We start from the raw sequence: 26,240 nt of genomic DNA on the forward strand, positions 1-26,240 counted from the left end.
AGTTGTTAAAGAGCGGTTGGTTAAGATCTTTCGTCTCAACCGAGGCGCGCATTCTACAGCAGCCTCATTTGCTGTCAAGTGATTATTTTCAGAAGCTTTCAAAGTTTCCTTTGTAACTTCAACCACTTGCGCTTCAGATCTCTCATCAGCGGGAGGCAAATTCTACAGCGTTACACGCTGCTGTCAACACCTCTTTTTCAACTCCCTTTCGGCTTCGATGAACTGAAGCAGCCCGCTGCCGAAACTGCGTAACTCTTTGTTTACCAAGGAGTTTTCCGTTTCGACTGCGCCGGAAGTGGGGCGAATTATAGACATCTACAATCTGCCGTCAAGCACTGATTCGGGCTTTCTATCAATATCCTGCAGAATGCAGCAAAACGACCCAAATGACGCCTATATAGAGGAGCCAGAACGCCCCTCTATATAGAAGAGCTTCCCCATAGGCAGCCACAACCCATGTCATAGCCAAAAAATCAGCCCACGTGCACAGACGATTGACTGACCGCCAAAAAACAAAAAAGCACCCAAGGTGCTTTTTTGTTATCGCTATCAGTTGAACAAAGCCGACACCCTCGCCCGCGCCATGTGCAGCTTTTTGTAGCTTTCGATCAGGCGAAGGTGCCTGTCGAGCCCTTCCAGTTTCATGCTCGTCGGCGTCAGACCATAGAATCGCACGCTGCCATCCACGGACCCTATCGCCGCGTCCATCCGCTCGTTGCCGAACATCCGGCGGAAGTTGACCTCGTAGTCGCTCAGTTCCAGATCATCGTCCAGCTGCATTTCCAGCACGACGTTCACAGCTTGATAAAACAAGCCGCGCTCGACGGTGTTGTCGTTGTATTGCAAGAAGGCTTCCACCAGATCCTTGGCCTGATCAAACTTCTGCAAGGCGAGATAAATCAGCAGCCTCAGCTCCAGGATCGTCAACTTGCCCCAAGGCGTGTTGTCGTCGAACTCGATGCCGATCAAAGTGGTGATGTCGGTGTAGTCATCCAGCTCGCTGTTTTCCAGACCTTGGGCCAGCGATCTCAGGCCGACTTTGCTCAGGCTGTGCAGGTTCAGGATGTCAGCGCGGAACTGCAGCGCTTTGTTGGTGTTATCCCAGATCAAATCTTCTACCGGATAAATTTCCGAGTAACCCGGCACCAGAATGCGGCAGGCCTTGGCACCAATGTGCTCATAGACTGCCATGTACACTTCTTTGCCCATGTCTTCGAGAATGCCGAACAGGGTCGCGGCCTCTTCGGTATTGGAGTTTTCGCCCTGACCGGAGAAATCCCACTCAACGAATTCATAATCCGGTTTTGCACTAAAGAAGCGCCACGAGACCACACCGCTGGAATCGATAAAGTGCTCGACGAAGTTGTTCGGCTCAGTCACCGCCTGACCTTCGAAGGTCGGCTGAGGCAGATCGTTCAGGCCTTCGAAACTGCGGCCTTGCAGCAGCTCCGTCAGGCTGCGCTCCAACGCCACTTCCAGGCTTGGGTGCGCGCCGAACGAGGCAAACACGCCACCGGTACGCGGGTTCATCAAGGTCACACACATCACCGGGAACTCCCCGCCCAGCGATGCATCCTTGACCAGCACCGGGAAGCCCTGCTCTTCCAGGGCCTGGATACCAGCCAGAATCCCCGGGTATTTCGCCAGTACTTCCTGCGGCACATCCGGCAGGGCCATTTCGCCTTCGAGGATTTCGCGTTTGACCGCGCGCTCGAAGATCTCCGACAGGCACTGCACCTGGGCTTCGGCCAGGGTGTTGCCGGCGCTCATGCCATTGCTCAGGAACAGGTTTTCGATCAGGTTGGACGGAAAGTACACCACCTCATTGTCCGACTGGCGCACAAACGGCAGTGAACAAATGCCACGCTGGGTGTTGCCGGAGTTGGTGTCGTACAGATGCGAACCACGCAACTCGCCATCCCGGTCGTAAATCTTCAGGCAGTACTCGTCGAGGATTTCAGTCGGCAGTTCGTCCTTCGGGCCAGGCTTGAACCAGCGCTCGTCCGGGTAATGCACAAACGCCGCGTTGGCGATGTCCTCGCCCCAGAACTGATCGTTGTAGAAGAAGTTGCAGTTGAGCCGCTCGATAAACTCGCCCAGTGCCGATGCCAGCGCGCCTTCTTTGGTCGCGCCTTTGCCGTTGGTAAAACACATTGGCGAGTGCGCATCGCGGATGTGCAGCGACCACACATTGGGAACGATATTGCGCCACGAAGCGATTTCAATCTTCATGCCCAGGTCAGCCAGGATGCCCGACATGTTGGCGATGGTTTGCTCCAGCGGCAGGTCCTTGCCCACAATGTAGGTGCCCGCTTCGCTGGTCGAGTGCGGCATCAGCAACGCCTGGGCATCGGCGTCGAGGTTTTCGACCTCTTCAATCACAAACTCAGGCCCGGTTTGCACCACCTTCTTTACCGTACAACGGTCGATGGAGCGCAAGATCCCCTGACGGTCCTTGGCGGAAATGTCCGCTGGCAATTCAACCTGAATCTTGAAAATCTGGTTGTAGCGGTTTTCCGGATCAACAATGTTGTTCTGCGACAGGCGGATATTTTCGGTGGGGATATTGCGAGTTTCGCAATACAGCTTCACGAAGTACGCCGCACACAACGCCGACGAAGCCAGGAAGTAATCGAACGGCCCCGGTGCCGAGCCATCGCCCTTGTAGCGAATGGGTTGATCGGCAATCACCGTGAAGTCGTCGAACTTGGCTTCAAGTCGAAGGTTGTCGAGAAAGTTGACCTTGATTTCCATGTGCGATTACCAGAATTACGAGCTAAACGATTTGGCCGCCATTATCCGGTTTTTCGGCACAGACCGTTAACTTTCCGCTATTTATCGATCAACACCACACCACGCTCCTCAAGCAAGCGCACAAACATCGTCAGGCTCTGCGACACGGTTCCCCTGCGCCACACCAGCCAGGTGCGTAAATAGCGGAACGACTCCGACAACGGCCAGACGCTGACCGTCGTGCATCCAGGCATGCTTTCGAGCATGCTGCGGGGCATCAGCGCCAGGCCGGCACCGGCGCTGACGCAGGCCAGCATGCCGTGATAGGACTCCATTTCGAAAATCTTGCCGGGCACCGCCGCGCCATTGGCGAACCAGCTTTCGAAATGATGGCGATAGGAGCAGTTGGAACGGAAGGCATAGATGTTTTCGCCATTCACATCCTTGGCCCGATGAATCGGGTCATGGTTGAGGGGGGCGATCAGGACCATTTCCTCCTCGAATGCAGGCACGCCCTCCAGCGCCGGATGCAACACCGGACCATCGACAAATGCAGCGGCCAGCCGCCCGGACAGCACTCCATCGATCATGGTCCCGGAGGGGCCGGTGGACAGGTCCAGTTCGACCTTGGCGTGCTTCTGGTTATAGGCGGCCAATAGCTCTGGAATACGTACCGCTGCAGTACTTTCCAGCGAACCCAGGGCGAAGGCTCCCTGCGGTTCCTCACCCGCCACGGTGGCGCGCGCCTCTTGAACCAGGTCGAGAATACGTCGAGCGTAATCCAGAAAGCTCCAGCCGGCCGGCGACAGGCGCAGGCGACTCTTCTCGCGAATAAACAGATCCACACCCAGGTCCAGTTCAAGCTGTTTGATTCTGGTCGTGAGATTCGATGGCACCCGGTGGATATGCTGGGCGGCCACGCTGATGCTGCCGTGCTCGGCGACAGCCTTGAAAATTTCGAGCTGAACCAGATCCAAGCCATTCTCCAAACGTGAACGTTATGCTCAGTATTATTCAGTTTCCAGAAAACATATAGCCCCATAACCTGAGCACATTCCTACCTCGCAGGACGGTGCCATGACCAACGTATCCAGCCTTACCCATGCCATTTCGATCAACCCCGCCACGGGCGAGCAGATCGGCCATTACCCTTTCGAATCCGATTCGGCATTACAGGCCGCGCTGACGCGGGCCGCTACCGGGTTTCGCACCTGGCGCGGCAAACCGGTTGAACAGCGCGCGCAACTGTTGATCAACCTCGGTCAGGCCTTGCGCAACAATGCACAGGCTATGGCGAACATGATCACCCAGGAAATGGGTAAGCCGATTGCTCAGGCCCGCGGTGAAATTGAAAAATGTGCGCAGCTCTGCCAGTGGTACGCCGAACATGGCCCCGCCATGCTGAGCCCGGAACCGACTCTGGTGGAAGGAGGCAAGGCACGCATTGAATATCGTCCCCTGGGCCCGATTCTCGCCGTGATGCCGTGGAACTTCCCCATCTGGCAAGTCCTGCGCGGCGCGGTCCCCACCCTGCTCGCCGGCAATACCTACGTGCTCAAGCACGCGCCAAATGTCATGGGCAGCACCTACCTGCTGCTGGAAGCTTTCAAGCAAGCGGATTTTCCCGAAGGTGTTTTCGAGGTCATCAACGTCACCCCGGACGGTGTATCCAAGGCGATCGCCGATCCACGCATCGCGGCCGTCACCCTCACCGGTAGCGTGCGAGCGGGCGTGGCCATCGGTGCTCAGGCCGGAGCCGCACTGAAGAAGTGCGTATTGGAACTGGGTGGCTCCGACCCCTTTATCGTGCTGGACGACGCGGACCTCGATGAGGCGGTAAAAGCCGCCGTGATCGGGCGCTATCAAAACACCGGACAAGTCTGCGCCGCAGCCAAACGACTGATTGTCGAGCAAGGCATTGCCCGGGAATTTACCCGCAAGTTCGTCGAGGCCACCCAACAACTGGTTGTCGGTGATCCACTGGCTACCACCACCTATATCGGCCCGATGGCTCGCTTCGATCTGCGCGATGAACTGGATCAACAGGTGCGCGACACACTGAAAGAAGGCGCGACGTTGCTGATGGGTGGAAAGAAGGCTGAAGGCCTCGGTAACTACTATGAGCCCACTGTACTCGGCGACGTGACCGATCAGATGACATCATTCAAACAGGAGTTGTTTGGTCCGGTGGCCTCAATCATCACGGCCCGAGACGCAGCCCATGCGCTGGAGTTGGCCAATGACAGCGAGTTCGGCCTCACCGCCACCCTCTACACGCGCAATGTTGAACTCGCCCGGCAGATGGCCAGCGAACTTGAAACCGGCGGCGTGTTCATCAACGGCTATAGCGCCAGCGATCCGCGTGTCAGTTTTGGTGGCGTGAAGAAGAGTGGCTTTGGCCGTGAACTCTCGCATTTCGGTGTGCGTGAATTCTGTAATGCACAAACGGTTTGGCTGGATCGGCGCTAGGGCCGGTATAAATAGGGGTAATTTTCAGACACGAAAAAGCCCAGCCTTCTCAGGCTGGGCTAATTCATTGAAAAACAGGGTCGGGACGGAGTGATTGAAACTCGCTCCCTGGCACCCCATACAGTTAATCAATACTCATCCCTGGTTCAATTTACCCATCTTCAAGCCCAGTAAAAACGGACCATCCTGCGCATCACTCTTCTCATCGAAGGCGATCAACATTCACACTCCATCGCACCGAAAGTTATTTATCCGGACAAGTAACCCCATTACTTTTCATCCTGTTACACCTTATTGAACAGTGATTACTTGACAAACTCTAACACTCACACTTTCCACAAATAACACCCCCCCAATAACAGTCAGACCAACATCAATTAGTCTCGCTGACTTCTTATAACATTCGTTGACACTAAGACGTAGACACCCTAGATTAATGGCACTCTGCCAACGCCAAGACGACGCATCAACTTTTAAAAGTTAATGGAATGCTGAGTTTCTGAGTTATTTCATAACTGGTACAACGCATGAAATATGTAGACGATATTGCGAAACTCTTTACACGTTTTGGCGCCAATGCGGAGAGTTACCAGGAAATACAACCGAACTACAAAGATTTCAAAGACGACCCGGTTACACCAGCACTCGCTGAACCAGAACCGTCGGTGGCCTTGCCTCCCCCAACACCAACACCAACGCCCCCTGTATTTCTAATGGACGAGCCACAGCCTTCTTTATTGGTTGGCGCGTTGGTCGAGCCTGTGAAGAATGTTGTCCTCTCGCAACCTTCACCCATATCCCCTCCCCTGACCAAACCACCTGCGAGTTCTGCTACGTGCGATCGTCAGCGATTGAGCGACCTGTTGCGTGAACTCAACCAGGTTCGTCGGGACGGTCTACCAGAAATAACTCGCAAGCGGACCAAGGCGAAGGTCATTGCTATCGTTTCGGCGAATGGTGGAGTGGGTAAAAGCACCGTCGCCGCCGGCCTCGCAAAAACCCTTCGGCGCCCTGGCGGGCGTACCATCGCTATTGATCTGGACCCTCAGAACGCGCTGTCCGGCCACTTGGGTATCACCCGGCAGGTTCCCGGGCTGATCCAACTCAAAGAACAGCACGCAGACTGGGGCGCTCATCGCCTGCCGGGCTTTAGCGACAGCGAGTGCCTGCCCTTCGGCACTGGCGAGGTGAACGACCGCCGATTGCTCAAGCAGTTGATGCTTGAAGATTCTGACTGGTTGAATCAGCACCTTGCGTCAATGAACCTCAGCGAAAACGATACCGTGATCCTGGACACTCCTTCGGGTGCGACCGTCTATTCGCAACAGGCACTCGACGCCGCCGATCTGGTGCTGGTAATGACGGTGGCCGACGCGGCCTCCTACCTGGCACTGGACACTATGACCCAGTGGCTGGAAACCAGCCCAAGACGCGCGCAGCGGCACCGGTATGTGCTCAACCAACGGGATGACTCGCGTTCGTTCTGCAGGGACATGGGCGTGCTGTTTCGGCGGCGGCTCGGCGCCAACCTGATCGGGACGATTCGCCTCGATCACCAGTTCAACGAGTCGCTGGCCTATGGTCGGGACCTGCTGCAGCACGCACCTGAGAGCATTGGCTGTCAGGACATTCTCTCGCTGTCAGGCGCGGTCCATGCCCTGCTTTTCGCGGATGCTTCCAGCCTGCAGGGCACGCCATGACCGCCCGGCTGAATCAGGCACCTGCGAAGGCGTGGTGGCTGGAGGAGCTATTGGACACTTTCCAGGCTCACGTCAGTCGATGGCCCAAGCGTTGGCGCCAAGGTCTGAAGCTCTTAGCCGGGCTGTTCGCCGCATTGCTGGTGCTGGGTATCCTCACCGCGCCGCTGAACCTGTATTCCCAGGCCGCGTTTGCTGCCGTCTGTTTCGCCACCAGCCTGATCATTCGCAAGCAAGCCGGGCGTCTGGCGATCCTGACGCTGATCACCCTCTCGCTGATCGCTTCGCTGCGCTACATGTACTGGCGCCTGACCGACACCCTGGGCTTCGACAATTGGCTGGATGCCGTATTTGGCTACGGGCTGGTGCTGGCCGAGCTGTATGCCTTGCTCATCCTCGTCTTCGGCTACGTACAGACTGCCTGGCCGCTGCACCGCACACCGCAGTTTCTGCAACAGCCGCCCACTGAATGGCCGACGGTAGACGTTTTCATTCCCACCTATAACGAAGCGTTGGGCATCGTCAAACTGGTGGTGCTTGCCGCTCAGGCCATCGACTGGCCCGAGGGCAAACTGCGGGTGCACATGCTCGATGACGGACGCCGGGAGGAATTCAAGGCTTTCTGTCAGCAGATTGGTGTCAACTACATCACCCGCGACAACAATGACCATGCCAAGGCCGGCAACCTCAACGAAGCACTCAAAGTCACCGACGGCGAGTTCATCGCCATATTCGATGCCGACCACGTGCCCACCCGCTCCTTCCTGCAGATCACCATGGGCTGGTTTTCAAAGGACCCGAACCTGGCGTTGCTGCAAACACCGCACTTCTTCTATTCACCCGATCCGTTCGAAAAAAACCTCGATACCTTTCGCTCGGTACCCAATGAAGGTGAGTTGTTCTACGGCCTGGTGCAGGACGGCAACGACCTGTGGAACGCAGCGTTTTTCTGCGGCTCTTGCGCGGTCATCCGGCGGACTCACTTGCTGGAAGTCGGCGGCATCGCCACCGAAACCGTGACGGAGGATGCGCACACGGCACTCAAGCTCAATCGCCGTGGCTTCAATACGGCCTATCTCGCCATTCCACAAGCGGCGGGCCTGGCTACCGAAAGCCTTTCCCGACACATCAGCCAGCGCATACGTTGGGCGCGGGGCATGGCGCAGATTTTTCGGACCGACAATCCGCTATTTGGCAAAGGTCTGAACCTGGGGCAGCGCATCTGCTACCTCAACGCCATGATGCACTTTTTCTACAGCCTGCCCCGGCTGGTGTTCTTGACCGCACCCTTGGCCTATCTGTTTTTCGACGCGCAGATTTTCCATGCCTCGGCGTTGATGGTCGCGGTCTATGTACTGCCGCATATTTTCCATTCCAGCCTGACCAACTCCGCCATCCAGGGGCGTTTCCGCCATTCCTTCTGGAACGAAGTGTATGAGTCGGTGTTGGCCTGGTACATCATGCGACCGGTACTGTTGGCCCTGATCAGCCCTTCGCTGGGCAAGTTCAATGTGACCGACAAGGGCGGCACCATCAAGAAGGACTATTTCGACTGGAAGCTTGCACGGCCTTACATCGTGCTGCTGACCTTGAACATGATCGGTCTGGTGATTGGCGTGATGAAGCTGGTCGGGAGTGATTCGGCCGAGGTCACGACCCTGCTGATCAACCTGGCCTGGACCGTATACAACATCATCATCGTCAGCACCGCCGTAGCGGTGGCCACTGAGTCCTCTCAGGTACGCAACGAACCCAGGGTGCCCGCTGACCTGCCCGTGCGTGTCTACCGCGAGGACGGCACCTGGTTCGATTGCAAAACTCAGGACTTCTCACAAAACGGCGTGGGTCTGGCACTGCCACCGCAGGTTCAGCTCAGCGTCAATGAGAAGCTGCGGCTGTGCATTCTGCGCACGCCGCCTTCAAGCCTCTTTCCCGCAACAACGATCTTCAACAACGACGGCGTGGCAGGCGTGCAATTCGAGGGCCTGACCCTGCGCCAGCAAAGCGAACTGGTGCGACTGACCTTTTCACGGGCAGACACCTGGGCCAATACCTGGGGTAACGGCCGCCTCGACGCGCCCATGTCGGCATTGCGCGAGGTCAGCAGCATTGGCTTACGCGCCATCCTGCGCTTGTTCGTTGCAAGCCTGAAGGACAGCCACGCGCTGCTGCGCAAACGCCCCGACACTCCATCACCCATCGACTCCACCGCGGACACGCAACGATCTTGAAGCCTTCCACTCGCCGGACCTTTCTTCCTCGTCGCTCACTCATGCTGATCGCCTGCTCGCTAGTGGGCTGGAACGGCTGGGCGTTGAATGCTGCCGCCCAAATCAGCGCCACAGAACCGGTGGTGATGACGGTCGCATCGCTGCCCGGGACCGATACCCCGAGCAACAGCTATACCCGCACCCTCAAGGAGCTGGGCAAAAGCTATTCGATGACCCTTAAAGGCGTGGAGGCGACCGACAGTGTGAATTTCGATGTGCGCGCCGATGAAGTCGTCACGGCTGCACAGGTCACGCTGCAGTACAGCTACTCACCGGCGCTGCTGGCCGACCTTTCGCAAATCAACGTGCTGATCAACGATCAAGTGGCCGCCAGCCTGCCCCTCCCGAAGGAAGAGGCCGGTAAATTGCAGACCCGGACCGTGCAGATTCCGCCGCAGACCATCACCGAATTCAATCGGCTCAGCCTGCAGTTCATCGGTCATTACACGATGCAATGTGAAGACCCTTTGCACTCCAGCCTTTGGGCCAGGATCGGCAACGAGAGCCAGCTGAGCCTCCAGGTGACGTCGATTAAACAACCCAACGACCTGTCCGCTCTGCCGCTTCCCCTGTTCGATCGTCGAGACGCCTCGCCCCTGAAGCTGCCCTTCGTGTTCGCCGCGCGCCCGGGCGGTCCTGAGCTTGAGGCCGCCGGGATCCTGTCGTCCTGGTTTGGCGCCCTGGCCAGCTACCGTGGCGCAACCTTCCCCGCCAGCCTCACCAGCCTGCCGGCCAAGGGCAACGCGGTGGTGTTTGTCATCGGTAACGAATCAACGACCTTGAGTGGTTTGCCGATCAAAGAGGCCACGGGGCCGACATTGACCCTCATGAGCAACCCGAATGATGCTCAGGGCAAACTGTTGATCGTCTCCGGGCGCGATGGCGCCGATCTCAAGGTCGCCGCGACAGCGTTGGTCCTCGGCGGCTCGGCCTTTTCCGGACAGAGCGTGGCGATCGACCGGATCGACTCGCTCAAGCCACGCCAACCGTACGACGCGCCAAACTGGCTGCCCTCCGATCGCCCGGTTCGCCTGGGTGAGCTGGCCAAGCCCGCAGAACTCAATGTGTCGGGTTACAACCCGGGACAAATGACGGTGGCGCTGCGCTTGCCACCCGACCTGTTCAACTGGCGTGAGCCCGGTGCGCAACTTGACCTGAAATACCGCTATACGCCGCAACCGGTCTCCACAAACTCTTCGTTGCTGATCAGTTTCAACGACACCTTCATCAAGTCGATCGACCTGCCCTCGATCGAGAAACTCGGCAACAGCGACAGCCTGCTGTCGATGCTCAAAACCGACGACAGCCTGGCCCGCACGTCGCGCATGCTGTTGCCGCTCAATTCAGTCGCGCTGCAATCGCGCCTGCAGTTTCGCTTCATGTATGACTACATCAAACAGGGCGAATGCCGCGACATCATCATCGACAACATGCGCGGTGTGATCGACCCGGACTCGACCCTGGACCTCAGCCAGTACGAACACTTCATGGCCATGCCCAACCTCGGGGTGTTCAAGGACAGTGGCTTCCCGTTCACCCGCATGGCCGACCTGTCGGAAACATCGGTGATCCTGCCCAACGAGCCAGGCCCGGCCGATCTGAGCGCTTATCTGACCCTGCTGGGCCGCTTCGGCGACTCCACCGGTTATCCGGCCACCGGCGTTAAGGTGGTCCACGCCGATCAGGTGGCCGAGCAAAGCGACCGGGATTTGCTGGTGCTCGCCTCGGGCAACAATCAGCCGCTGCTACAACAATGGCAAAGCCTTCTGCCGGCCAAGGGCGAAGACGCTGCGCAGTACTTTGAACTGTCTGACCTGCCCTTGCGCCTGCGCAACTGGATCAGCCCGGATACGAAAACCAATCTACGCGAAGCGCGCAGCAGCTTCAGGTTTAGCGCTGAGGACGGCAGTGCTTATCTGACCGGATTCGAATCGCCGCTCAAGAGTGGCCGCAGCGTGGTGTTTATCGCCGGCACAAGGCCAGACGGCCTGGCCGACGTGACCAACGCCCTGCTCAGCATCGAAGAAAATGCCCAGCAATTGCAAGGCAGTCTGGTGGTGGTCAGGGGCAAGCATGTCGAGTCGTTAGTCGCCGAGCAGGATTACTACGTCGGGCGCCTGGGTCCGTTGCGCTATCTGCAGTGGTACCTCTCGCAGAACGTAATTGCGCTCATGCTGTTCACCCTCCTCGGGGTCCTGCTGCTTGCTTGCATGGCCTATCTGGCCCTGCGCTTACGGGCCAAACGTCGTCTTGGCCAATGAGCCGCGCAGGCCTGTGTCGTCCATGAGCAGCCGGGGTACTTCACTTCGCCAGGGCCTGCGCGGTAACGCGCGCAGGTTGAGCGCGGTGCTTGCGCTTGCCCTGCTGGCGCCGGCGATAGCGGCCGCAAACTCCTGCGAGTCGCCAGCCTGGCCACTGTGGCAAACCTACGCAACGCGCTTTGTCCAGGACGACGGCCGGGTTCTGGAATCGAGCCTGAAGATCAATCACAGCACCTCTGAAGGGCAGTCCTACGGCATGCTCTTCGCACTGATCGGCAACGATCAGCCACGCTTCGACACGCTCTGGCGCTGGACCTCGGCCAATCTCGCCGGCGCAGACATCGCCACACGCCTGCCGGGCTGGTTATGGGGGCAAGGCACGGACGGTCAGTGGCGCCTGCAAGACGCCAATTCGGCCGCCGACGCCGACCTGTGGATCGCCTACGCCCTGCTCGAAGCCGCACGCCTGTGGGATCGGCCGGACTATCGCCAGGACGCCCTGCACCTGATGGCGACGATCGAAGCGCAATTGGTCGTCAACCTGCCCGGGCTGGGTCCGATGGTATTGCCTGGACCACAGGGCTTCGTCCAGCCGGACGCACTCTGGCGCCTGAACCCCAGCTACCTGCCCCTGCCGCTGTTACGGCGGCTGGCCAAGGAAGCACCGTCCGGGCCCTGGCAAGCGATCGCCCGCAACACCGCGACGATGATCGCCCAATCCAGCCGCCACGGCTTCGTCGCGGACTGGGTCGGTTATCAAGGCACTTCAGCGCAATCGGGTGTCTTCGTCAGCGATCCGATCAATGGCGACACGGGCAGCTACGACGCCATTCGCGTGTACCTCTGGCTGGGCATGAGTGATACCTCCGAGCCGCTGGCAGCGCTGCTGCTCAAACGGCTGGACGGCATGGCCCGCAGCACTGTCGCGACGGGTTCCCCACCGGAAACGGTCGAGGTTCGCCACGGCAGTGTCCGGGGTCAGAGCCCGTTCGGATTCCGGGCTGCGCTGATTCCCTACCTTCAGGCCAAGGGGCAACCCTGGTTGGCCGATCAGCAGCGACACCGCGTGGAACTCGCCTTGCGCGAGGCACTGGCCAGGCCTGATGCCGACGTCGGTCCGCCGCGTTACTACGACTTGATGCTCAGCCTGTTCGCGCTCGGCTGGGCAGATAAACATTACCGATTCCGGGAAGACGGAACGCTGAAACTCTCCTGGGAGACCGCATGCACGCGCACCACCGCACGCTAGTCATCGCCGCCATGAGCGCATGGACGGCTGCTGCCCACGCTCAAAGTCCGACGCCACAGACATTACTCGTCGAGCAAGGACAGTACTGGCAGTTGCACAAAAACCCTCAACGCGCTGCGGAAGTCTGGCTGAAAGTCCTGCTGCTGGACCCGGTCCAGGTTGACGCACTGTATGGCCTGGGCTTGATCGGCGTGCAACAGGGCAAGCCACAACAGGCGCAGCAATACCTGGCCCGCTTGCAAGCCATCGAGCCAGCGCCTCGGCAAGCACTGCAATTGGCGCAGGACATCGCCCTGGCACAACCGCAGAGCCAGCAGCGCCTGGAAGAGGCTCGGCGCCTCGTCGATGCCGGTGAGCGTGACAAGGCGACCGCCGAGTTTCGCTCGCTGTTCGATGGCCGTCCGCCTCAAGGCACGATCGGCCGCGAGTATTACAACAACCTTGCCTTCAATCAGGCTGACTGGCCTGAAGCACGCAGCGGATTTCAGCGCCTGCAACGAGAAATGCCCAATGACTCGATCGTCGCGCTGTTTTACGCCAAGCATCTGGTGCGCCATGAAGACAGCCGTGCCGAAGGTATCCGCGCCCTGGCCGCGCTGACCCAGCGTACCGACATTGCCGGTGATGCCGACGAAAGCTGGCGCCTGGCGCTGACCTGGATCGGTCCACCCAATCCGGCACAAGTGCCGTTGTTCGAGGCGTACCTCAAGACGCATCCGGATGACGTGGAAATTCGGGCGCAGATGGACAAGGGCAAGCAACAGGTAGTAGCAACGACGGCCAGTAAGGGATGGCAACCGCCCGCCGACGTCGCGCGCGGCCTGAAGGCGCTCAAGGCAGGCGATCAGGCTACCGCCGAACAGGCTTTTCAAGCGCGCTTGAAAACCCAACCCGATGATGCCGACGCGCTGGGCGGTCTTGGGGTTGTTCGCCAGCAGCAACGCCGACTGGCCGAAGCGGAAAAGCTCCTGGTTCAGGCCACGCGACAACCTGACGGCAGCCAGTGGCAAGCCGCACTGAACGAAGTGCGCTACTGGTCTGCGTTGCAGCAGGCTCGGGACGCCCAGGCCAAAGGCCAGACAGCCCAGGCACAGGCCCTGGTAAACCAGGCGCTGCGCCTGGCCCCGAACGGGGTCGACGCTCGCCTCGCCCTGGCGGATATTCAGGCCAGCGCGGGCCAGTTCGATGACGCTCAGGGCAACTATCGCCTGGTATTGAACCTGCGCCGCGACGACCCTCAAGCACAGGAAGGGCTGGTCAACGTGCTGCTCAAGAGCGGCAAGAACGATGAAGCGCTGCAACTGATCAACAGCCTGCCCGCCACCGGGCAGGCAAAGATCGGCCAGTCCGCACGCCTGAAAGCCTTGCGTGCGACGCAACTGGCCGCCCTCGCCGAACAACGCAACGACCTGCCCGCAGCGCGCAACGCCTTGCAAGACGCATTGCGCTACGAACCGGACAACATCTGGACGCGTTTCGCCCTGGCCCGCCTGAACCTGGCGATGGGCGAACCGCAAAAGGCCCGGGACCTGATCAACGCCATGCTCCAGGCCCATCCCGACAATGCCGATGCGCTTTACGTCAGCGCCTTGCTGTCGGTCCAGATGGGTGAGTGGAAAGCCGCACAGACAACGTTGGGACGCTTGCGCCCCGACCAGCGCACCCCGGACATGCAAGCGCTGGCCGCTGATGTCAGCCTCAACCTGCAACTCAGCCAGGCGATAGAGTTGGGCAAACGCGGACAGCGCCAGGAAGCCCTGACCTTGCTCGATCGTATTCAGCCGATGGCCAACAACAGTCCGGATCGCACAGCGAGCCTGGCTACGGCCTATGTCGACATCGGCGAACCGACCCGTGCACTGGCCCTCATGCGCGGCCAGTTGCAACACACCGCTAACCCCTCGGCGGATTTCATCCTGCAATACGCTGCTGTCCTGCTTAAATCCGGAGAAGACGCACAGGTCAACGAGATTCTGCGCGATCTTCAGAACAGGCCCTTGAACGCGCCGGCTCGCAAGCGTTTCGACGACCTGCTCTACCTCTATCGCATCCGCCAGGCTGACCAACTGCGTGAACGCGGCGATCTGGCCAATGCCTATGACACGCTGGCGCCCGCACTGGCACAACGTCCCGGTGACAGCGCTGCCGTCGCGGCCCTGGCGCGGATGTACTCGGCCAATGGCGACACGGCAAAAGCCCTCGAACTCTACAAACCGCTGTTACAGCGCCAACCAAACGACCCGCAACTGCTGCTGGGTGCTGCCGACGCGGCGGTGCTGGCACATGACACGGCCTTTGCCGAACAGGCGCTGCAACAGCTGCTCAAGACCGAATCCGGTAACCCTCAAACGCTGACCGAGGCCGCACGTCTCTACCAGAACATGGGCAAAACCGGCACGGCCACCGATCTGCTGCGCAAGGCCGTGGCCATCGAACAGAGCGAGAAACGCAGAAGCCAGGGCGGCCAACTGGCCGGTTCGACGGTGGCGCCCAACCCTTTTGCCGGGGTGTCGGGCTCACGTAACGAAGTCAGTCGCGACACTTTACTGGCAGCCATCCCGCCACCGGTTCAAGAGATGCCGGGCCGCATGACGTCCCACACCCCTTTCGGCGTCGATGCCCCGCCAAGGCCGCAGCAGGCGAGCAATCCATTCGAGTCGCAGCTGCCACGCGCAGCATTGGTGAGCGAGGACATCAGTCCCGCACAACTGGCACTGAGTAAAATCCTCCAGGAGCGCAGTGCCTACGTGACCCAGGGCGTGAGCATTCGTAGCAACGACAGTGAGTCGGGACTGAGCAAACTGACCGACATTGAAACACCGCTGGAAATCAATGTTCCGCTGGATGAAAGCCGCGTCGCCCTGCGCGTGACGCCGGTCTCGCTGAACGCCGGCAGTGCCAGCAGCGAGGCGTTGTCGCGTTTTGGCAATGGTGCGCAGAGCGGCAGCGTCGGTTCGCAAAAAGCCGAGGGCGTCGGCCTTTCCGTCGCCATTCAACGGCCCGCGGATGGGCTCAAAGCCGATCTCGGCACCACCCCCCTCGGCTTCAAATACAGCACCGCCACTGGCGGCATCAGCGTTGATCGCCCCATCAGCGACACCTCTAATGTCCGTTACGGCGTGAGCGTTTCCCGGCGTCCGGTGACTGACAGCGTCACCTCGTTTGCCGGCACCACGGACAAACGCAGCGGGCAGTCCTGGGGCGGTGTGACCGCCAACGGCGGGCGCGGCCAGTTGAGCTTCGACGACAACGAAGTCGGCGTATATGGCTACGCCTCCTGGCACCAGTTATTGGGCAACCATGTCGAGTCCAACAGCCGCGGTGAACTGGGCAGCGGTGTGTACTGGTACCTGCAAAATGCAACGAACAGCAAACTGACCGTCGGCCTGAGCATGACCGGCATCAGCTACGCCAACAACCAGGACTATTTCACATACGGCCACGGCGGCTATTTCAGCCCGCAGACGTTCTTCGCCCTGGGCGTACCGGTAACCTGGGCACAACGCACCGGGCGCTTGACGTATCAAGTCAAGGGTTCGGTCGGCGTGCAGCATTTCGAGCAGGACAGCGTCGACTATTTCCCGACCGACAAAGCCCTGCAGGCGGCCTCGGGCCTGCGCTACGCCGGGCAAAACAAAACCGGGATCGGCTACAGCGTCGCCGCGGCGGCTGAATACAAGGTCGCTTCGAACTTCCTGCTGGGCGCCAATCTGGGCCTGGACAACGCCCGCGACTACCAACAAATCAGCGGTGCCCTGTCCTTGCGCTACCAGTTCGAGGAGATCAACGGCCCCATGAGCCTGCCGGTCAGCCCGTATACCTCGCCTTATTCCAACTGATCATTCTGGAGCTTTCGATGCCCACTTCTGCCCTTGCCGGTCTGACTCTCCTTGTCCTTGGGGAGAGCCACATGAGCCTTGCGGACCATTTGCTGGAGCCGCTGCACGACAACCTGACGCGCCAAGGCGCCCAGGTCCACTCCATCGGTGCCTGCGGCGCCAGCGCCGGCGACTGGCTGATCAGCAAGAAGGTCGACTGCGGTGCCGAGCGCAAAGGCAACGACAAGATCGTGATCAAGGGCCGTGACGCCACTACCACACCGATCCAGGACCTGATCGCCGCCGACAAGCCCGACCTGGTGGTACTGGTCATCGGCGACACCATGGCGTCCTATGACAAGCCGGTGTTTCCGAAGGCCTGGGCATGGCAAAGCGTCACCGGCCTGGCCAAGGCCATCGCGACCACCGGGACCCGCTGCGCCTGGGTGGGCCCGGCCTGGGGCAAAGCCGGTGGCATGTACCAGAAGAATGATGCCCGCACCCAGTTGATGTCGCAGTTTCTGGCCGCGAACGTGGCGCCTTGCACCTACATCGATTCGCTGACGTTTTCCAAACCCGGACAGTGGATCACCACCGACGGCCAGCACTTCACCGTCGCCGGTTATCAATCCTGGGGCAATGCGATCGGTGATGCCGTGGCCAAACTGCCCGCCGACCGCATCAGCAGCACAGGAGCCGGTAAATGACCCGATCCGCATTCAGCTGGGCACTGTTCGCGCCCTTGATGCTGAGCCTGCACGCCGAGGCTGCCGACATTGCCCTGTACCCGACGGGTCCGGATCAGGACTCGGCCTTCCTGCGCTTTATCAATGCCGCCGACAGCCCACTGCAACTGCTCGCCGAAGGCTCGCGGGCTAGCCTCAAACTCGAAGGCACCCATGCTGTGTCCGACTACTTGCCCGTGCCCGCCAACCAGCCGATCAAGGGCACCCTGGAACGCAACGGCAATAGCCAGCCGCTGGACATTCAGGTGGCGGCAGGCGAATTCGCCAGCGTGATCGCCTTGCCGGACAGCGCACAAGGTATCCGCCAGGTCGTCATCCGTGAGCAACCCGACGATTTCAATAGCCTGAGGGCCTCGCTGGCGTTTATCAGCGCCGATCCTGCGTGCACCCAGGCCGGTTTGCGCGCTGCGGGGAAGAACGCCGACCTGTTCAAGGAAGTGGCCAACGGCAGCGTGCAACGCCGAGCGATCAACCCGGTCAGCCTGTCGGTTCAATTGGTCTGCGCCCAAACCAACGTCGGTGCCCCGCTGGACCTGGGCCAGCTCAAGGCCGGCGAGCGCTACAGCGTCGTGCTGCTGCCTGGCGCAAATGGCCCTTACCTGTTGCTCGCGACTGACGTCCTGGCCCACTGATCGGATCGCGCCACCACCATGGTTTTTGCTTCTCTCGAGTTTCTGACGTTGTTCCTGCCGCTGTTCCTGTGTGCCTATGCAGTGTGCCCAACCGCCTGGCGCAACGTCACGCTACTGATCGGCAGCTGGCTGTTCTATGGCTGGTTGAGCCCACAGTTCCTCGCGGTGCATGTGGCGCTGACGATCACGGCGTGGGTCGGCGGCTTGCTGATTGACGCCTTACGGGAAGAAAGCAAGGGCCGCGTACGGCTACTCGCAACGCTGATCGTGCTCAACACGGCGGTGCTGTGCTGGTACAAGTACGCCAACATCGTCGCCGGCACCTTGATCGATGCCGCCACCTGGTACGGCGCCATGCCCCTGGACTGGCAGCGGGTCATCATGCCGGCCGGGCTGTCGTTTATCGTATTGCAGGCGATTTCCTATCTGGTGGATGTGCATCGCCGCACCGTGCCGGTCGAACGCAGCTTCATTAACTACGCCACCTATATTTCGATGTTCGGCCATTCGGTCGCCGGCCCCATCATTCGCTATGACTGGGTTCGGCGCGAGCTGAATCAGCGTTACTTCAACCTGCAGAATTTCTCGCTGGGTGCGCGCAGGTTCATGGTCGGGATGAGCATGAAGGTGCTGGTGGCCGACACCCTGTCGCCCGTGGTCGATGTGGCGTTCAATGTGCAGAACCCAAGTTTCTCTGACGCCTGGATAGGCTGCCTTGCCTATTCCTTGCAACTGTTCTTCGACTTCGCCGGCTACAGTGCCATGGCCATCGGGCTGGGCCTGATGCTGGGGTTTCACTTTCCCGAGAACTTCGACCGTCCGTATCTGGCCAACAGCATCCAGGACTTCTGGCGCCGCTGGCACCTGTCGCTGTCCAGCTGGTTACGTGACTATCTGTACATTCCGCTGGGTGGCAATCGCAACGGCACCTGGAAAACCTACCGCAACCTGTTCCTGATCATGGCCATCGCCGGCCTCTGGCACGGTGGCGACAGCTGGAACTACCTGTTGTGGGGCTGCGCCCATGGCCTCGCGTTATGCGTTGATCGTGCCTGGAGCCGTTCCACCCTGCCCTCTGTACCGCCGGTGCTGTCCCATGGCCTGACTCTACTGTTTGTGTGCCTGGCCTGGACACTGTTCCGCGCCCCCGACTTTCATAGCGCGTTGAGTCTGTATGCCGGACAGTTCGGCCTGCAGGGCATCGCCCTCGGTGATGAACTGTCAGTGACCCTGCGCCCGGTACACGGCCTTGCAGGCTTGCTGGGTGTGTTCGGTGTCATCGCACCACTGCTGCGCCCTTACTGTGAGAAACGACTGGGCGGCATTGCGTTTTACGCCGCTGCCCTTTGGCCCATCGCCGGTTTCATGCTGTCGTTCGCACTGATCGCCAGTCGCGAAACCGTACCCTTCCTGTACTTCCAATTCTGATGACGACCCCAAAGCACACCCCGCCACCCACTCAGCCAGATGAGCTGGCGACACGCAGCAGTCGGCTGGCAGGCGTGGCGTTGCTGATATTCCTGTTCGTCGGGCTGCTGTCCTCTGGCCGTCTGATCGTCTCAGGGCAGATTTCGCTGTTGCCCGATAAAGTGCTGACCCCGCAGCTTTTTGACGGCGATATCACTCATCGGATCGCCAGGGAACTGTCGAACGCTCAACTCCCCACGACCTTCGCCGAGCTGGAGCGCGGTGTCAGCTGGCTTCTGCTCAGTGACACCGGGCCAAGGGTTCGCTCGGGTTGTCCTGACTGGTTGTTTTTGGCCGATGAGCTCAAGGTCAATCATCAAGCACAGCGCAATGCCGATGCCAAAGTCCAGGCAGTGATTGATCTGAAGCAGCAGCTCTCCCAACGTGGCATCAGCCTGCTGGTGGTCATCGTTCCAGACAAGAGCCGCATCGCTTCCGGGCAGCGTTGCGCACTGCACCGCCCAGCCACTCACGAAAGGCGCATCCAGGCCTGGACCTCGAAGCTGGATGTGGCTGGCGTGGCGAATCTGGACCTCACCGGTGCGCTGACGCCACTGGGGGCCAGTGCCTGGTTGCGCACCGATACGCACTGGAGCGAGCCCGGCGCGAAGGCGGCGGCCGAGGCTATCGCGCAGCGACTGAAGACCCTGGGCATCAGCGCAACGCCACGCAGGTCGTTCAACGAAAGTCATGCCCCGCTCGCGGTGCGACCTGGCGATCTGGTCCATCTGGCGGGCATCGACTGGCTGCCGCTCAAATGGCAACCCGCACCCGAAATGGTCGCCCAGACCAGCACCCACGAACTTCCCGTTGCGTCAGCCGCCAGCCCTGACACGGAGGCAGACCTCTTTGGCGATGCCGACCTCCCCAACACCGCGCTCATCGGCACTTCATTCTCACGCAACTCCAACTTTGCAGGGTTTGTGCAGCAGGCGCTGGGCGCCCCCGTAGGCAACTTCGCCAAAGACGGTGGAGCATTCTCCGGCGCTGCCAACAGCTACCTCAACAGCCCGGCCTTCAAAGAAACACCGCCAAAGCAAATCATCTGGGAGATCCCGGAGCGGGACCTGCAGTCGGCTTACATCGAACCCATTGCCTATCGCTTGTTGCGGTAGGCCAGGCGACTCACTACTGATGCACTGGATCGAGGGGCGCAACCACTTTCTGCAAAAATTTCCCCTGATGCGGCCAGGTTGTTCGAGCATCTGAGCAGCTTGCACGGCTGACCCTGTCGCAGGGTCAACGCTGTTCTTTCCACACCAACCGAATGAGCAACAAGACCAACAGAACGTTCAATACCGCCAGCGAACTCAGGCCCGCAAGCACACCGCCAGCGCCCCAGGTATCTAACAGGTACCCGCCCGCGAGGGGAGTCAAGGCTTGTCCAATGAGCGAAGGCCGAGCCATGCGCCCCATCAGCAAAACATAATGGGCAGGCGACATGAGGGCCAATGGCAGCAGTCCTCGAACGATCGCCCGCAAACCATTACCCGCGCCATAGATCACCAGACCCAGTGCGGTCATTGTCGCAGAGAGGGTTACAAACAGCAGACCGATCGCCACGAATACCACAGAGATCAACGTCGTCCAGAGAGGGTGTCGCTTTCGCGAAAACACTTGTAGAACACGTGATCCTACCTGGCTCGGCCCCAGCAACGCGCTCAGTCCGATAGCGGCTGCAAGCGAGTAACCCTGCCCCTGCAACAATGAAATCAGCTGGACCGACATCGCCGTCATGATCACTGCACCCAACGCGAAGATCAGCGTGAGCAGCAGGTAGATCCGCCGGTCTATTGAGAGACTTTCATCACTCACTGCCTGGCTTTTTGTGAGGGGTCCCGTGCCCCGCGCCAGTACCCAGAGATAAAGCGGTGCCACGGCAATGACCAATAACGCCCCATAAGCCAAGCATGTCGTGCGCCAGCCAACGTGCTCGATGACCAGCGCTACCGCGGGCCATGACAGCGTTGTCGCAAACCCTGAAATGAGCGTGATCCCGGTAATCGCACTGCCCGCCCGCTCCCCGTACAGAGAACCTAAAGCCGCGAATAGCGCTTCATACAGCCCCAGCGCCATACCGACGCCAATCACTGCCCAAGACAAAAGAAACATCGGCAACGAGGTCGAGATGGCCATCAGAAACAACCCGATAGCGACACCCAGCCCGCTACTGGCCAGGATGGGGCGGCCGCCGTACCGGGCGATAAGCCGGCTGGTCAACGGTGCCAGCATCGCGGAAACCAGAATGCTCAGAGACAGTGCGCCATACACCCACTGGCTGGCCCAACCGGTCTCTTTCATGATCGGATCGGCCATGACGGCCATCAGGAAGAACGAACCTCCCCAGACCAGAACTTGCAGCATCCCCAAAATAAAAATGCCGAATACGCCAGGCAGTCGCGTTTGTTGGTTCAAGACAGTGTCATCAGTGGTGAGCAAAGCGGAACTCGTGAGCAGCTGCGCAACTACGGATAATTGGGCGATTTGTATGGGGACGGGGCACTCGCAGCTAACAGGTTCACCGTTGGCTCAAAGCATGTGTCCAGCCCAGATTTTGCGATTGACCAGATCGGCGGCAATCTCGATGAAGGCATCCCCGACAAATTTGGCGGCCGGACTGACCCGCCTGTCGGCCGGAAAAACCTGAACCAGTTTGCGCATGGGAACGGGGTCGACCAAGGGGGCTGCACTGAGCACGCCAGCGTCGACCTGCGCGTAAATCGATGCCAAAGGCAAAGCGGTCAAACCGAAACCATTACGGACCAGATCGATCATGGCGCCGAAGGAGTCGGCTTCAACGCTGGTCTTGAGCTTGATCCCGACTTGACGTGCACAATCATCCAGAATCACGCGAAGGCTATGTCGAGCGCTTGGCAATACCAATTGCTGCTCAGCCAATGACTCGAACGATATCGGCGTATCAAGACGCAGGTTGGCGCTGGCGGGACCGACCAGCAGCAGATTTTCCATCATCACCGGCACGATACGCAGCGTATGCAAAGGATGGGGATCGTAAGAAATCGCCAGCTCCAATTCGCCACGCTGAACCCAATCGAGCAGATAACCGCTGAAGGCTGAGGAAAACCTGACGGCGAGATTCGGATGCGCCTCTTTGATCTTGCGTACCAATGGAACAGTGATAATTTCCGCGACCGTCGGCGTCGTGCCGATGACGACCGTTCCCCGAAAAGAGGACTTTGCGCCCACAACAGAACTTCGAATGGACTCCATTTCTTCCATGATTCGGGTGGCATGTACCAACACTTCACGTCCGGCGTCGGTGATCTCCATGCCTCGACCATGTCGATCGAACAGGTAGGTGCCGAGCTCCTTTTCCAACAATCGAATTTGCCGGCTAAGTGCCGGTTGCGCGATGTGAAGACGATCCGAGGCCTTGCTGAGACTGCCCAGCTCGGCAACATGAATCAGGGTTTTGAGTTGAACGACATCCATTACCAGGCCAGTCAGCATCGGGCTCGGCGCGATATGCGGCGAAAGTGCTGTGAGTGTAATCGCATTTACGCACCTTGGAATGCCCCGCAACCACCGTGTCGTGCGGCCCCAGGACTTTCAAGCCGGCTGTATCCCCCGGCCCGCCGGGGCTGCACGCCAAGCTATAAAATTCAGGTATATCAGTTAGGCCTGCCTGATGGCTTATTACCCTCCTGACTCTGCGGTAGCGTGCTATCAACGTCGACGCCAAAGAGCGCTCGACTCACTACAAGAATAAGATTCGAGGGCTCGCGCCATGATGTTCAATGCTTCGTCTCACCCGTCCGATTTCCCCGGGCCACTACCGTTCGCCACGCTCGTGCATCCACCCTCCCCCTTCTCTACGGAAATCCGGTCGTGAGCGGGTTCACACCTTTTCGTTAAACCCAAAACCCAACGAGCCAGTCACGTCGGACGCGCATCAGCACGCTCCTCGTCTCCCCTCGCCTTGAAAAAAGGGTGAATCACATGTCCGCATCAATCACAGACGCCAAAGACCACGCAGCCCAAACCGCTGCGATGAGAGCGCCGAACCGCGTCAAGGCCATCATGGGTGCCTGCTCGGGCAATCTGGTGGAGTGGTACGACTTTTTCATTTACGCCTACACCGCCATCTACTTCGCCGCTTCGTTTTTCCCCAAGGGCGACACGACCAGCCAGCTACTGGCGACCGCGGGCGTCTTCGCCGTCGGCTTTTTCATGCGCCCGCTCGGTGGCTGGATATTCGGCTGGATCGCTGACACTCGCGGCCGCAAGGTCTCGATGATTATCTCGGTGTTCATGATGTGCGCCGGCTCGCTGCTGATCGCCGTCATGCCGACCTACGCAACCATAGGCGTCGCGGCGCCGATCCTGCTCGTGGTTGCCAGGCTGATTCAGGGCCTGTCGGTCGGTGCGGAATACGGCACCGGCGCCACCTACATCAGCGAAATCGCGACACCGGGTCGTCGCTGTTTCTATGGCTCGTTTCAGTACTTCACCATCATTGCCGGTCAGCTGCTGGCCTTGATGACCGTCGTCATTCTCCAACAAACCCTGACCGGTGAAGAGTTGCGCGAGTGGGGTTGGAGGATTCCGTTCTTCATCGGCGCGCTGAGCTCGGTCGTGGTGGTGTATCTGCGTCGCGCCATGCATGAAACCGCCAACAAGAAAGACATGAGCCGCAAAGATGCCGGCTCTCTGCGCGGCATGTTCAAACACAAACGCGCAGTTGCTCTGGTGGTGGCGTTCACCATCGGTGGTTCGCTGTATTTCTATACCTTCACTACCTACATGCAGAAGTTCCTGGTGATCTCCGCCGGCTTCAGCCCGGAAACGGTCAGCTTCATCATGACGGCGGCCCTGATCGGCTTCATGCTTTGCCAGCCGCTGTTCGGCTTGCTCGCCGACCGTATCGGTATCAAGGCGCACATGTTGATGTTCTCCGGGCTGGCCATGTTGCTGGTGATCCCCCTGCTGTACTCGCTGCAGTCGGTCAGCAACCCGTTCATGGCATTCGTGCTGGTGTTTGGCGGTCTGGCCATTGCGTCGCTCTACACGCCGATTGCCGGGATCGTCAAAGCCGAACTGTTCCCACCTGCCGTACGTGCATTGGGGGTTGGATTTCCCTATGCGGTGGGCAATGCGGCATTTGGCGGCACCGCCGAATACGTGGCCTTGTCGCTACGCTCACAGGGCATCGAGGAGTACTTTTTCTTCTACGTAGCGGCGGTCGTGACCATCACCTTCATCGCCGCGATGCTGATGCCCAACCTGTCGCGTTACGGCTATATCAGTGGCTCAGGTGAGATTGAAGAACGTACCGGTTTGAAGGGACGTGTAAAGCCCCATGCTGCGCGAGTCTGATTGACGGAGGATCTCCAGACGACCTTCAAGGGCCCATGACTTGTCATGGGCCCTTTTTTCATCAGCGCATGGCAGAGGCAGGTGCTACCTGTGGTGCAGATTCAGGGATGCTGTTGTCGACCTTTTCTCGATGGGGCCATGCCTGCAAGTCAAGATCAAGATCCGCGAACTGGCTGGAGTCGAATATCGGCGTCTTGATACCGGCCTTGCGCTGCCGGTCATAGTCACGCAGCAAGCGCATGCCGACGTTGAACAACAGCGCCAGCGCGATCAGATTGACGAAAGCCAACAGCGTCATGGTGATATCGGCAAAGGCGAACACCGTGCCCAGATTTTGCACGGCGCCCCAAAGGATCAACAGCAACACCAGGCCCCGATAGGTCATCACCGCAGCGCGTTTATCGCCCAGTAGAAAGCGCAGGTTGTTTTCGCCCAGATAGTAGTTGTAGAGGATCGACGTGAAGACAAACAGAGCCAATGCCACGCTAATGAACGTGCGCCCCCAGTCCCCGACCACTGCCGCCAGTGCGTTCTGTGTCAGTACCAGGCCATCGCCTTCGAAGCCTGGCGTGTAAAAACCCGACAACAGAATCAGCAGCGCCGTGCAGGTACAGATCACAAAGGTATCCAGGAAGACGCTGAAAGCTTGAACCACCCCTTGAGCCGCCGGGTGATCGACTTTCGCCACGGCGGCTACGTTGGGCGCACTGCCCAAGCCCGCCTCATTGGCAAACACCCCGCGCTTGACGCCCATGACGATGGCACTGCCAACCAGGCCGGCGAACGCCTGGTCCAGGCCAAAGGCACTTTTGAAAATGGTCATCAACATGCCCGGTACATGGTCGAACTGAAGCACGATCACATAAACGGTCACGCCAATGTAGGCCAGTGTCTTGACCGGCACCAACAGGTCCGAGACGGCAGCGATGCGCTTGATGCCACCCATGAATACCAGGCCGAGCAATACGGCAATCGCAATACCGGAGTAGGTCGTGGAGAAGCCGAACGCATTGTTCAGCGAGTGAGTCACGGCATGGGATTGCAGCCCGTTGAAGGCAAAACCGAAAGTCACCAGGAGCAACACGGCCATGACCTTGCCCAGCCACGCCTGCTTCAGTCCGTACTGGATGTAGTACGACGGCCCACCCCGAAACTGTCCCTTGACATCGCATCGTTTGTACAACTGCCCCAGGCTGCATTCGAAGAAGCTGGTGGACATGCCTACCAGCGCGGTCACCCACATCCAGAACACCGCTCCTGGCCCGCCCAACGTCACGGCCAACCCGACCCCGGCGATATTACCCGCCCCTACGCGACCCGCCAGGCTAAGCATCAAGGCCTGGAACGAGCTGATCTGACCGGCACTCTTCTGCACGCTATCGCGAAAGGCTCCGAACATATGCAGGAAATGGCGAAACTGGACAAAGCGTGAACGAATCGTGAAATAGCCACCCAGGCCTACGATGAGCACGATCAGGAGCTTTCCGGAAAGAAAGCTGTTTATGACTTCGAGCATGATTTGAACCTCTTGTTGTTATGGATTACAGGCATGCACGCGCCC

The 26,240-nt window shown here is 59.4% G+C and carries 16 protein-coding genes; 11 read left to right on the forward strand and 5 right to left on the reverse strand.

All coding sequences use genetic code 11. The annotated features are described in order from the left end of the window. Positions 1-549 precede the first annotated feature (549 nt). Together ABIE16_RS11345 and ptrR are read right to left on the reverse strand one after the other, a co-directional pair. Positions 550-2,754: an OsmC domain/YcaO domain-containing protein gene (locus ABIE16_RS11345; protein WP_429521174.1), complete on the reverse strand. Its 2,205-nt coding sequence runs from the start codon at positions 2,752-2,754 to the stop codon at positions 550-552. A gap of 77 nt (positions 2,755-2,831) precedes the next feature. Next, on the reverse strand, positions 2,832-3,710 hold the full coding sequence (ptrR, locus tag ABIE16_RS11350) for a putrescine utilization regulator PtrR (RefSeq protein ID WP_150812772.1): 879 nt from the start codon (positions 3,708-3,710) through the stop codon (positions 2,832-2,834). Between the two features lie 100 nt (positions 3,711-3,810). On the opposite strand from ptrR, the gene ABIE16_RS11355 reads away from it, so the two are divergent. The 10 genes from ABIE16_RS11355 (at position 3,811) to ABIE16_RS11400 (ending at position 20,457) form a co-directional block, all read left to right on the forward strand. Beyond that, on the forward strand, positions 3,811-5,202 hold the full coding sequence (locus ABIE16_RS11355; protein ID WP_429521175.1) for an aldehyde dehydrogenase family protein: 1,392 nt from the start codon (positions 3,811-3,813) through the stop codon (positions 5,200-5,202). A gap of 527 nt (positions 5,203-5,729) precedes the next feature. Continuing rightward, positions 5,730-6,902: a cellulose biosynthesis protein BcsQ gene (bcsQ, locus tag ABIE16_RS11360; protein WP_429521176.1), complete on the forward strand. Its 1,173-nt coding sequence runs from the start codon at positions 5,730-5,732 to the stop codon at positions 6,900-6,902. Next, entirely contained in the window at positions 6,899-9,130 is a 2,232-nt protein-coding gene (gene bcsA, locus ABIE16_RS11365; RefSeq protein WP_429521177.1) for a UDP-forming cellulose synthase catalytic subunit, read from the forward strand. Before bcsQ ends, bcsA begins: the two co-directional genes overlap by 4 nt. After that, positions 9,127-11,430 carry a cellulose biosynthesis cyclic di-GMP-binding regulatory protein BcsB gene (gene bcsB / locus ABIE16_RS11370; protein ID WP_429521178.1) on the forward strand — a complete coding sequence of 768 codons (2,304 nt, stop codon included), beginning with the start codon at positions 9,127-9,129 and terminating at the stop codon, positions 11,428-11,430. The genes bcsA and bcsB overlap by 4 nt, the downstream gene beginning before the upstream one ends. Positions 11,431-11,452: 22 nt before the next feature. Beyond that, entirely contained in the window at positions 11,453-12,679 is a 1,227-nt protein-coding gene (gene bcsZ / locus ABIE16_RS11375; RefSeq protein WP_429521179.1) for a cellulose synthase complex periplasmic endoglucanase BcsZ, read from the forward strand. Then, on the forward strand, positions 12,655-16,518 hold the full coding sequence (locus tag ABIE16_RS11380; protein WP_429521180.1) for a cellulose synthase subunit BcsC-related outer membrane protein: 3,864 nt from the start codon (positions 12,655-12,657) through the stop codon (positions 16,516-16,518). Before bcsZ ends, ABIE16_RS11380 begins: the two co-directional genes overlap by 25 nt. 17 nt (positions 16,519-16,535) lie before the next feature. After that, positions 16,536-17,204 (forward strand): SGNH/GDSL hydrolase family protein, encoded by a 669-nt coding sequence (locus tag ABIE16_RS11385; RefSeq protein WP_407515355.1) that lies wholly within the window; start codon positions 16,536-16,538, stop codon positions 17,202-17,204. Next, the gene (locus ABIE16_RS11390) at positions 17,201-17,875 is read left to right on the forward strand and encodes an alginate O-acetyltransferase AlgF (RefSeq protein ID WP_429521181.1); all 675 of its coding nucleotides are present in this window, start codon (positions 17,201-17,203) and stop codon (positions 17,873-17,875) included. The genes ABIE16_RS11385 and ABIE16_RS11390 overlap by 4 nt, the downstream gene beginning before the upstream one ends. Positions 17,876-17,893: 18 nt before the next feature. Continuing rightward, positions 17,894-19,303 (forward strand): MBOAT family O-acyltransferase, encoded by a 1,410-nt coding sequence (locus tag ABIE16_RS11395; RefSeq protein WP_218497917.1) that lies wholly within the window; start codon positions 17,894-17,896, stop codon positions 19,301-19,303. Next, a complete protein-coding gene (locus ABIE16_RS11400) occupies positions 19,303-20,457 on the forward strand; it encodes an alginate O-acetyltransferase AlgX-related protein (protein WP_429521182.1) in 1,155 nt (384 codons plus the stop codon). Before ABIE16_RS11395 ends, ABIE16_RS11400 begins: the two co-directional genes overlap by 1 nt. Before the next feature lie 124 nt (positions 20,458-20,581). On the opposite strand, the gene ABIE16_RS11405 is transcribed toward ABIE16_RS11400, so the two are convergent. After that, complete coding sequence (locus tag ABIE16_RS11405) at positions 20,582-21,706, reverse strand: MFS transporter (protein WP_349736850.1); 1,125 nt, start codon at positions 21,704-21,706, stop codon at positions 20,582-20,584. A gap of 165 nt (positions 21,707-21,871) precedes the next feature. Continuing rightward, positions 21,872-22,813: a LysR family transcriptional regulator gene (locus ABIE16_RS11410; protein ID WP_340317093.1), complete on the reverse strand. Its 942-nt coding sequence runs from the start codon at positions 22,811-22,813 to the stop codon at positions 21,872-21,874. Between the two features lie 489 nt (positions 22,814-23,302). Between ABIE16_RS11410 and ABIE16_RS11415 the strand changes: the two genes are divergently transcribed. Continuing rightward, the gene (locus tag ABIE16_RS11415) at positions 23,303-24,679 is read left to right on the forward strand and encodes an MFS family transporter (protein ID WP_429521183.1); all 1,377 of its coding nucleotides are present in this window, start codon (positions 23,303-23,305) and stop codon (positions 24,677-24,679) included. Positions 24,680-24,740: 61 nt separating this feature from the next. Here the strand turns inward: ABIE16_RS11415 and ABIE16_RS11420 are convergent, their stop codons facing one another. Then, positions 24,741-26,195: an alanine/glycine:cation symporter family protein gene (locus ABIE16_RS11420; RefSeq protein WP_429521184.1), complete on the reverse strand. Its 1,455-nt coding sequence runs from the start codon at positions 26,193-26,195 to the stop codon at positions 24,741-24,743. Positions 26,196-26,240: the final 45 nt, after the last annotated feature.

The sequence above is a fragment of the Pseudomonas sp. 2725 genome (assembly GCF_050434585.1).
Taxonomy (GTDB): domain Bacteria; phylum Pseudomonadota; class Gammaproteobacteria; order Pseudomonadales; family Pseudomonadaceae; genus Aquipseudomonas; species Aquipseudomonas jessenii.

Coding starts and splice junctions, on each gene's coding strand:
- ABIE16_RS11420 (WP_429521184.1), bottom strand. CDS start 26,195: ATGCTCGAAGTCATAAACAGCTTTCTTTCCGGAAAGCTCCTGATCGTG.
- ABIE16_RS11400 (WP_429521182.1), top strand. CDS start 19,303: ATGACGACCCCAAAGCACACCCCGCCACCCACTCAGCCAGATGAGCTG.
- bcsQ (WP_429521176.1), top strand. CDS start 5,730: ATGAAATATGTAGACGATATTGCGAAACTCTTTACACGTTTTGGCGCC.
- bcsZ (WP_429521179.1), top strand. CDS start 11,453: ATGAGCAGCCGGGGTACTTCACTTCGCCAGGGCCTGCGCGGTAACGCG.
- ABIE16_RS11390 (WP_429521181.1), top strand. CDS start 17,201: ATGACCCGATCCGCATTCAGCTGGGCACTGTTCGCGCCCTTGATGCTG.
- ABIE16_RS11345 (WP_429521174.1), bottom strand. CDS start 2,754: ATGGAAATCAAGGTCAACTTTCTCGACAACCTTCGACTTGAAGCCAAG.
- ABIE16_RS11415 (WP_429521183.1), top strand. CDS start 23,303: ATGTCCGCATCAATCACAGACGCCAAAGACCACGCAGCCCAAACCGCT.
- ABIE16_RS11380 (WP_429521180.1), top strand. CDS start 12,655: ATGCACGCGCACCACCGCACGCTAGTCATCGCCGCCATGAGCGCATGG.
- ABIE16_RS11355 (WP_429521175.1), top strand. CDS start 3,811: ATGACCAACGTATCCAGCCTTACCCATGCCATTTCGATCAACCCCGCC.
- ABIE16_RS11385 (WP_407515355.1), top strand. CDS start 16,536: ATGCCCACTTCTGCCCTTGCCGGTCTGACTCTCCTTGTCCTTGGGGAG.
- ABIE16_RS11405 (WP_349736850.1), bottom strand. CDS start 21,706: ATGCTGCAAGTTCTGGTCTGGGGAGGTTCGTTCTTCCTGATGGCCGTC.
- ABIE16_RS11410 (WP_340317093.1), bottom strand. CDS start 22,813: ATGCTGACTGGCCTGGTAATGGATGTCGTTCAACTCAAAACCCTGATT.
- bcsA (WP_429521177.1), top strand. CDS start 6,899: ATGACCGCCCGGCTGAATCAGGCACCTGCGAAGGCGTGGTGGCTGGAG.
- ABIE16_RS11395 (WP_218497917.1), top strand. CDS start 17,894: ATGGTTTTTGCTTCTCTCGAGTTTCTGACGTTGTTCCTGCCGCTGTTC.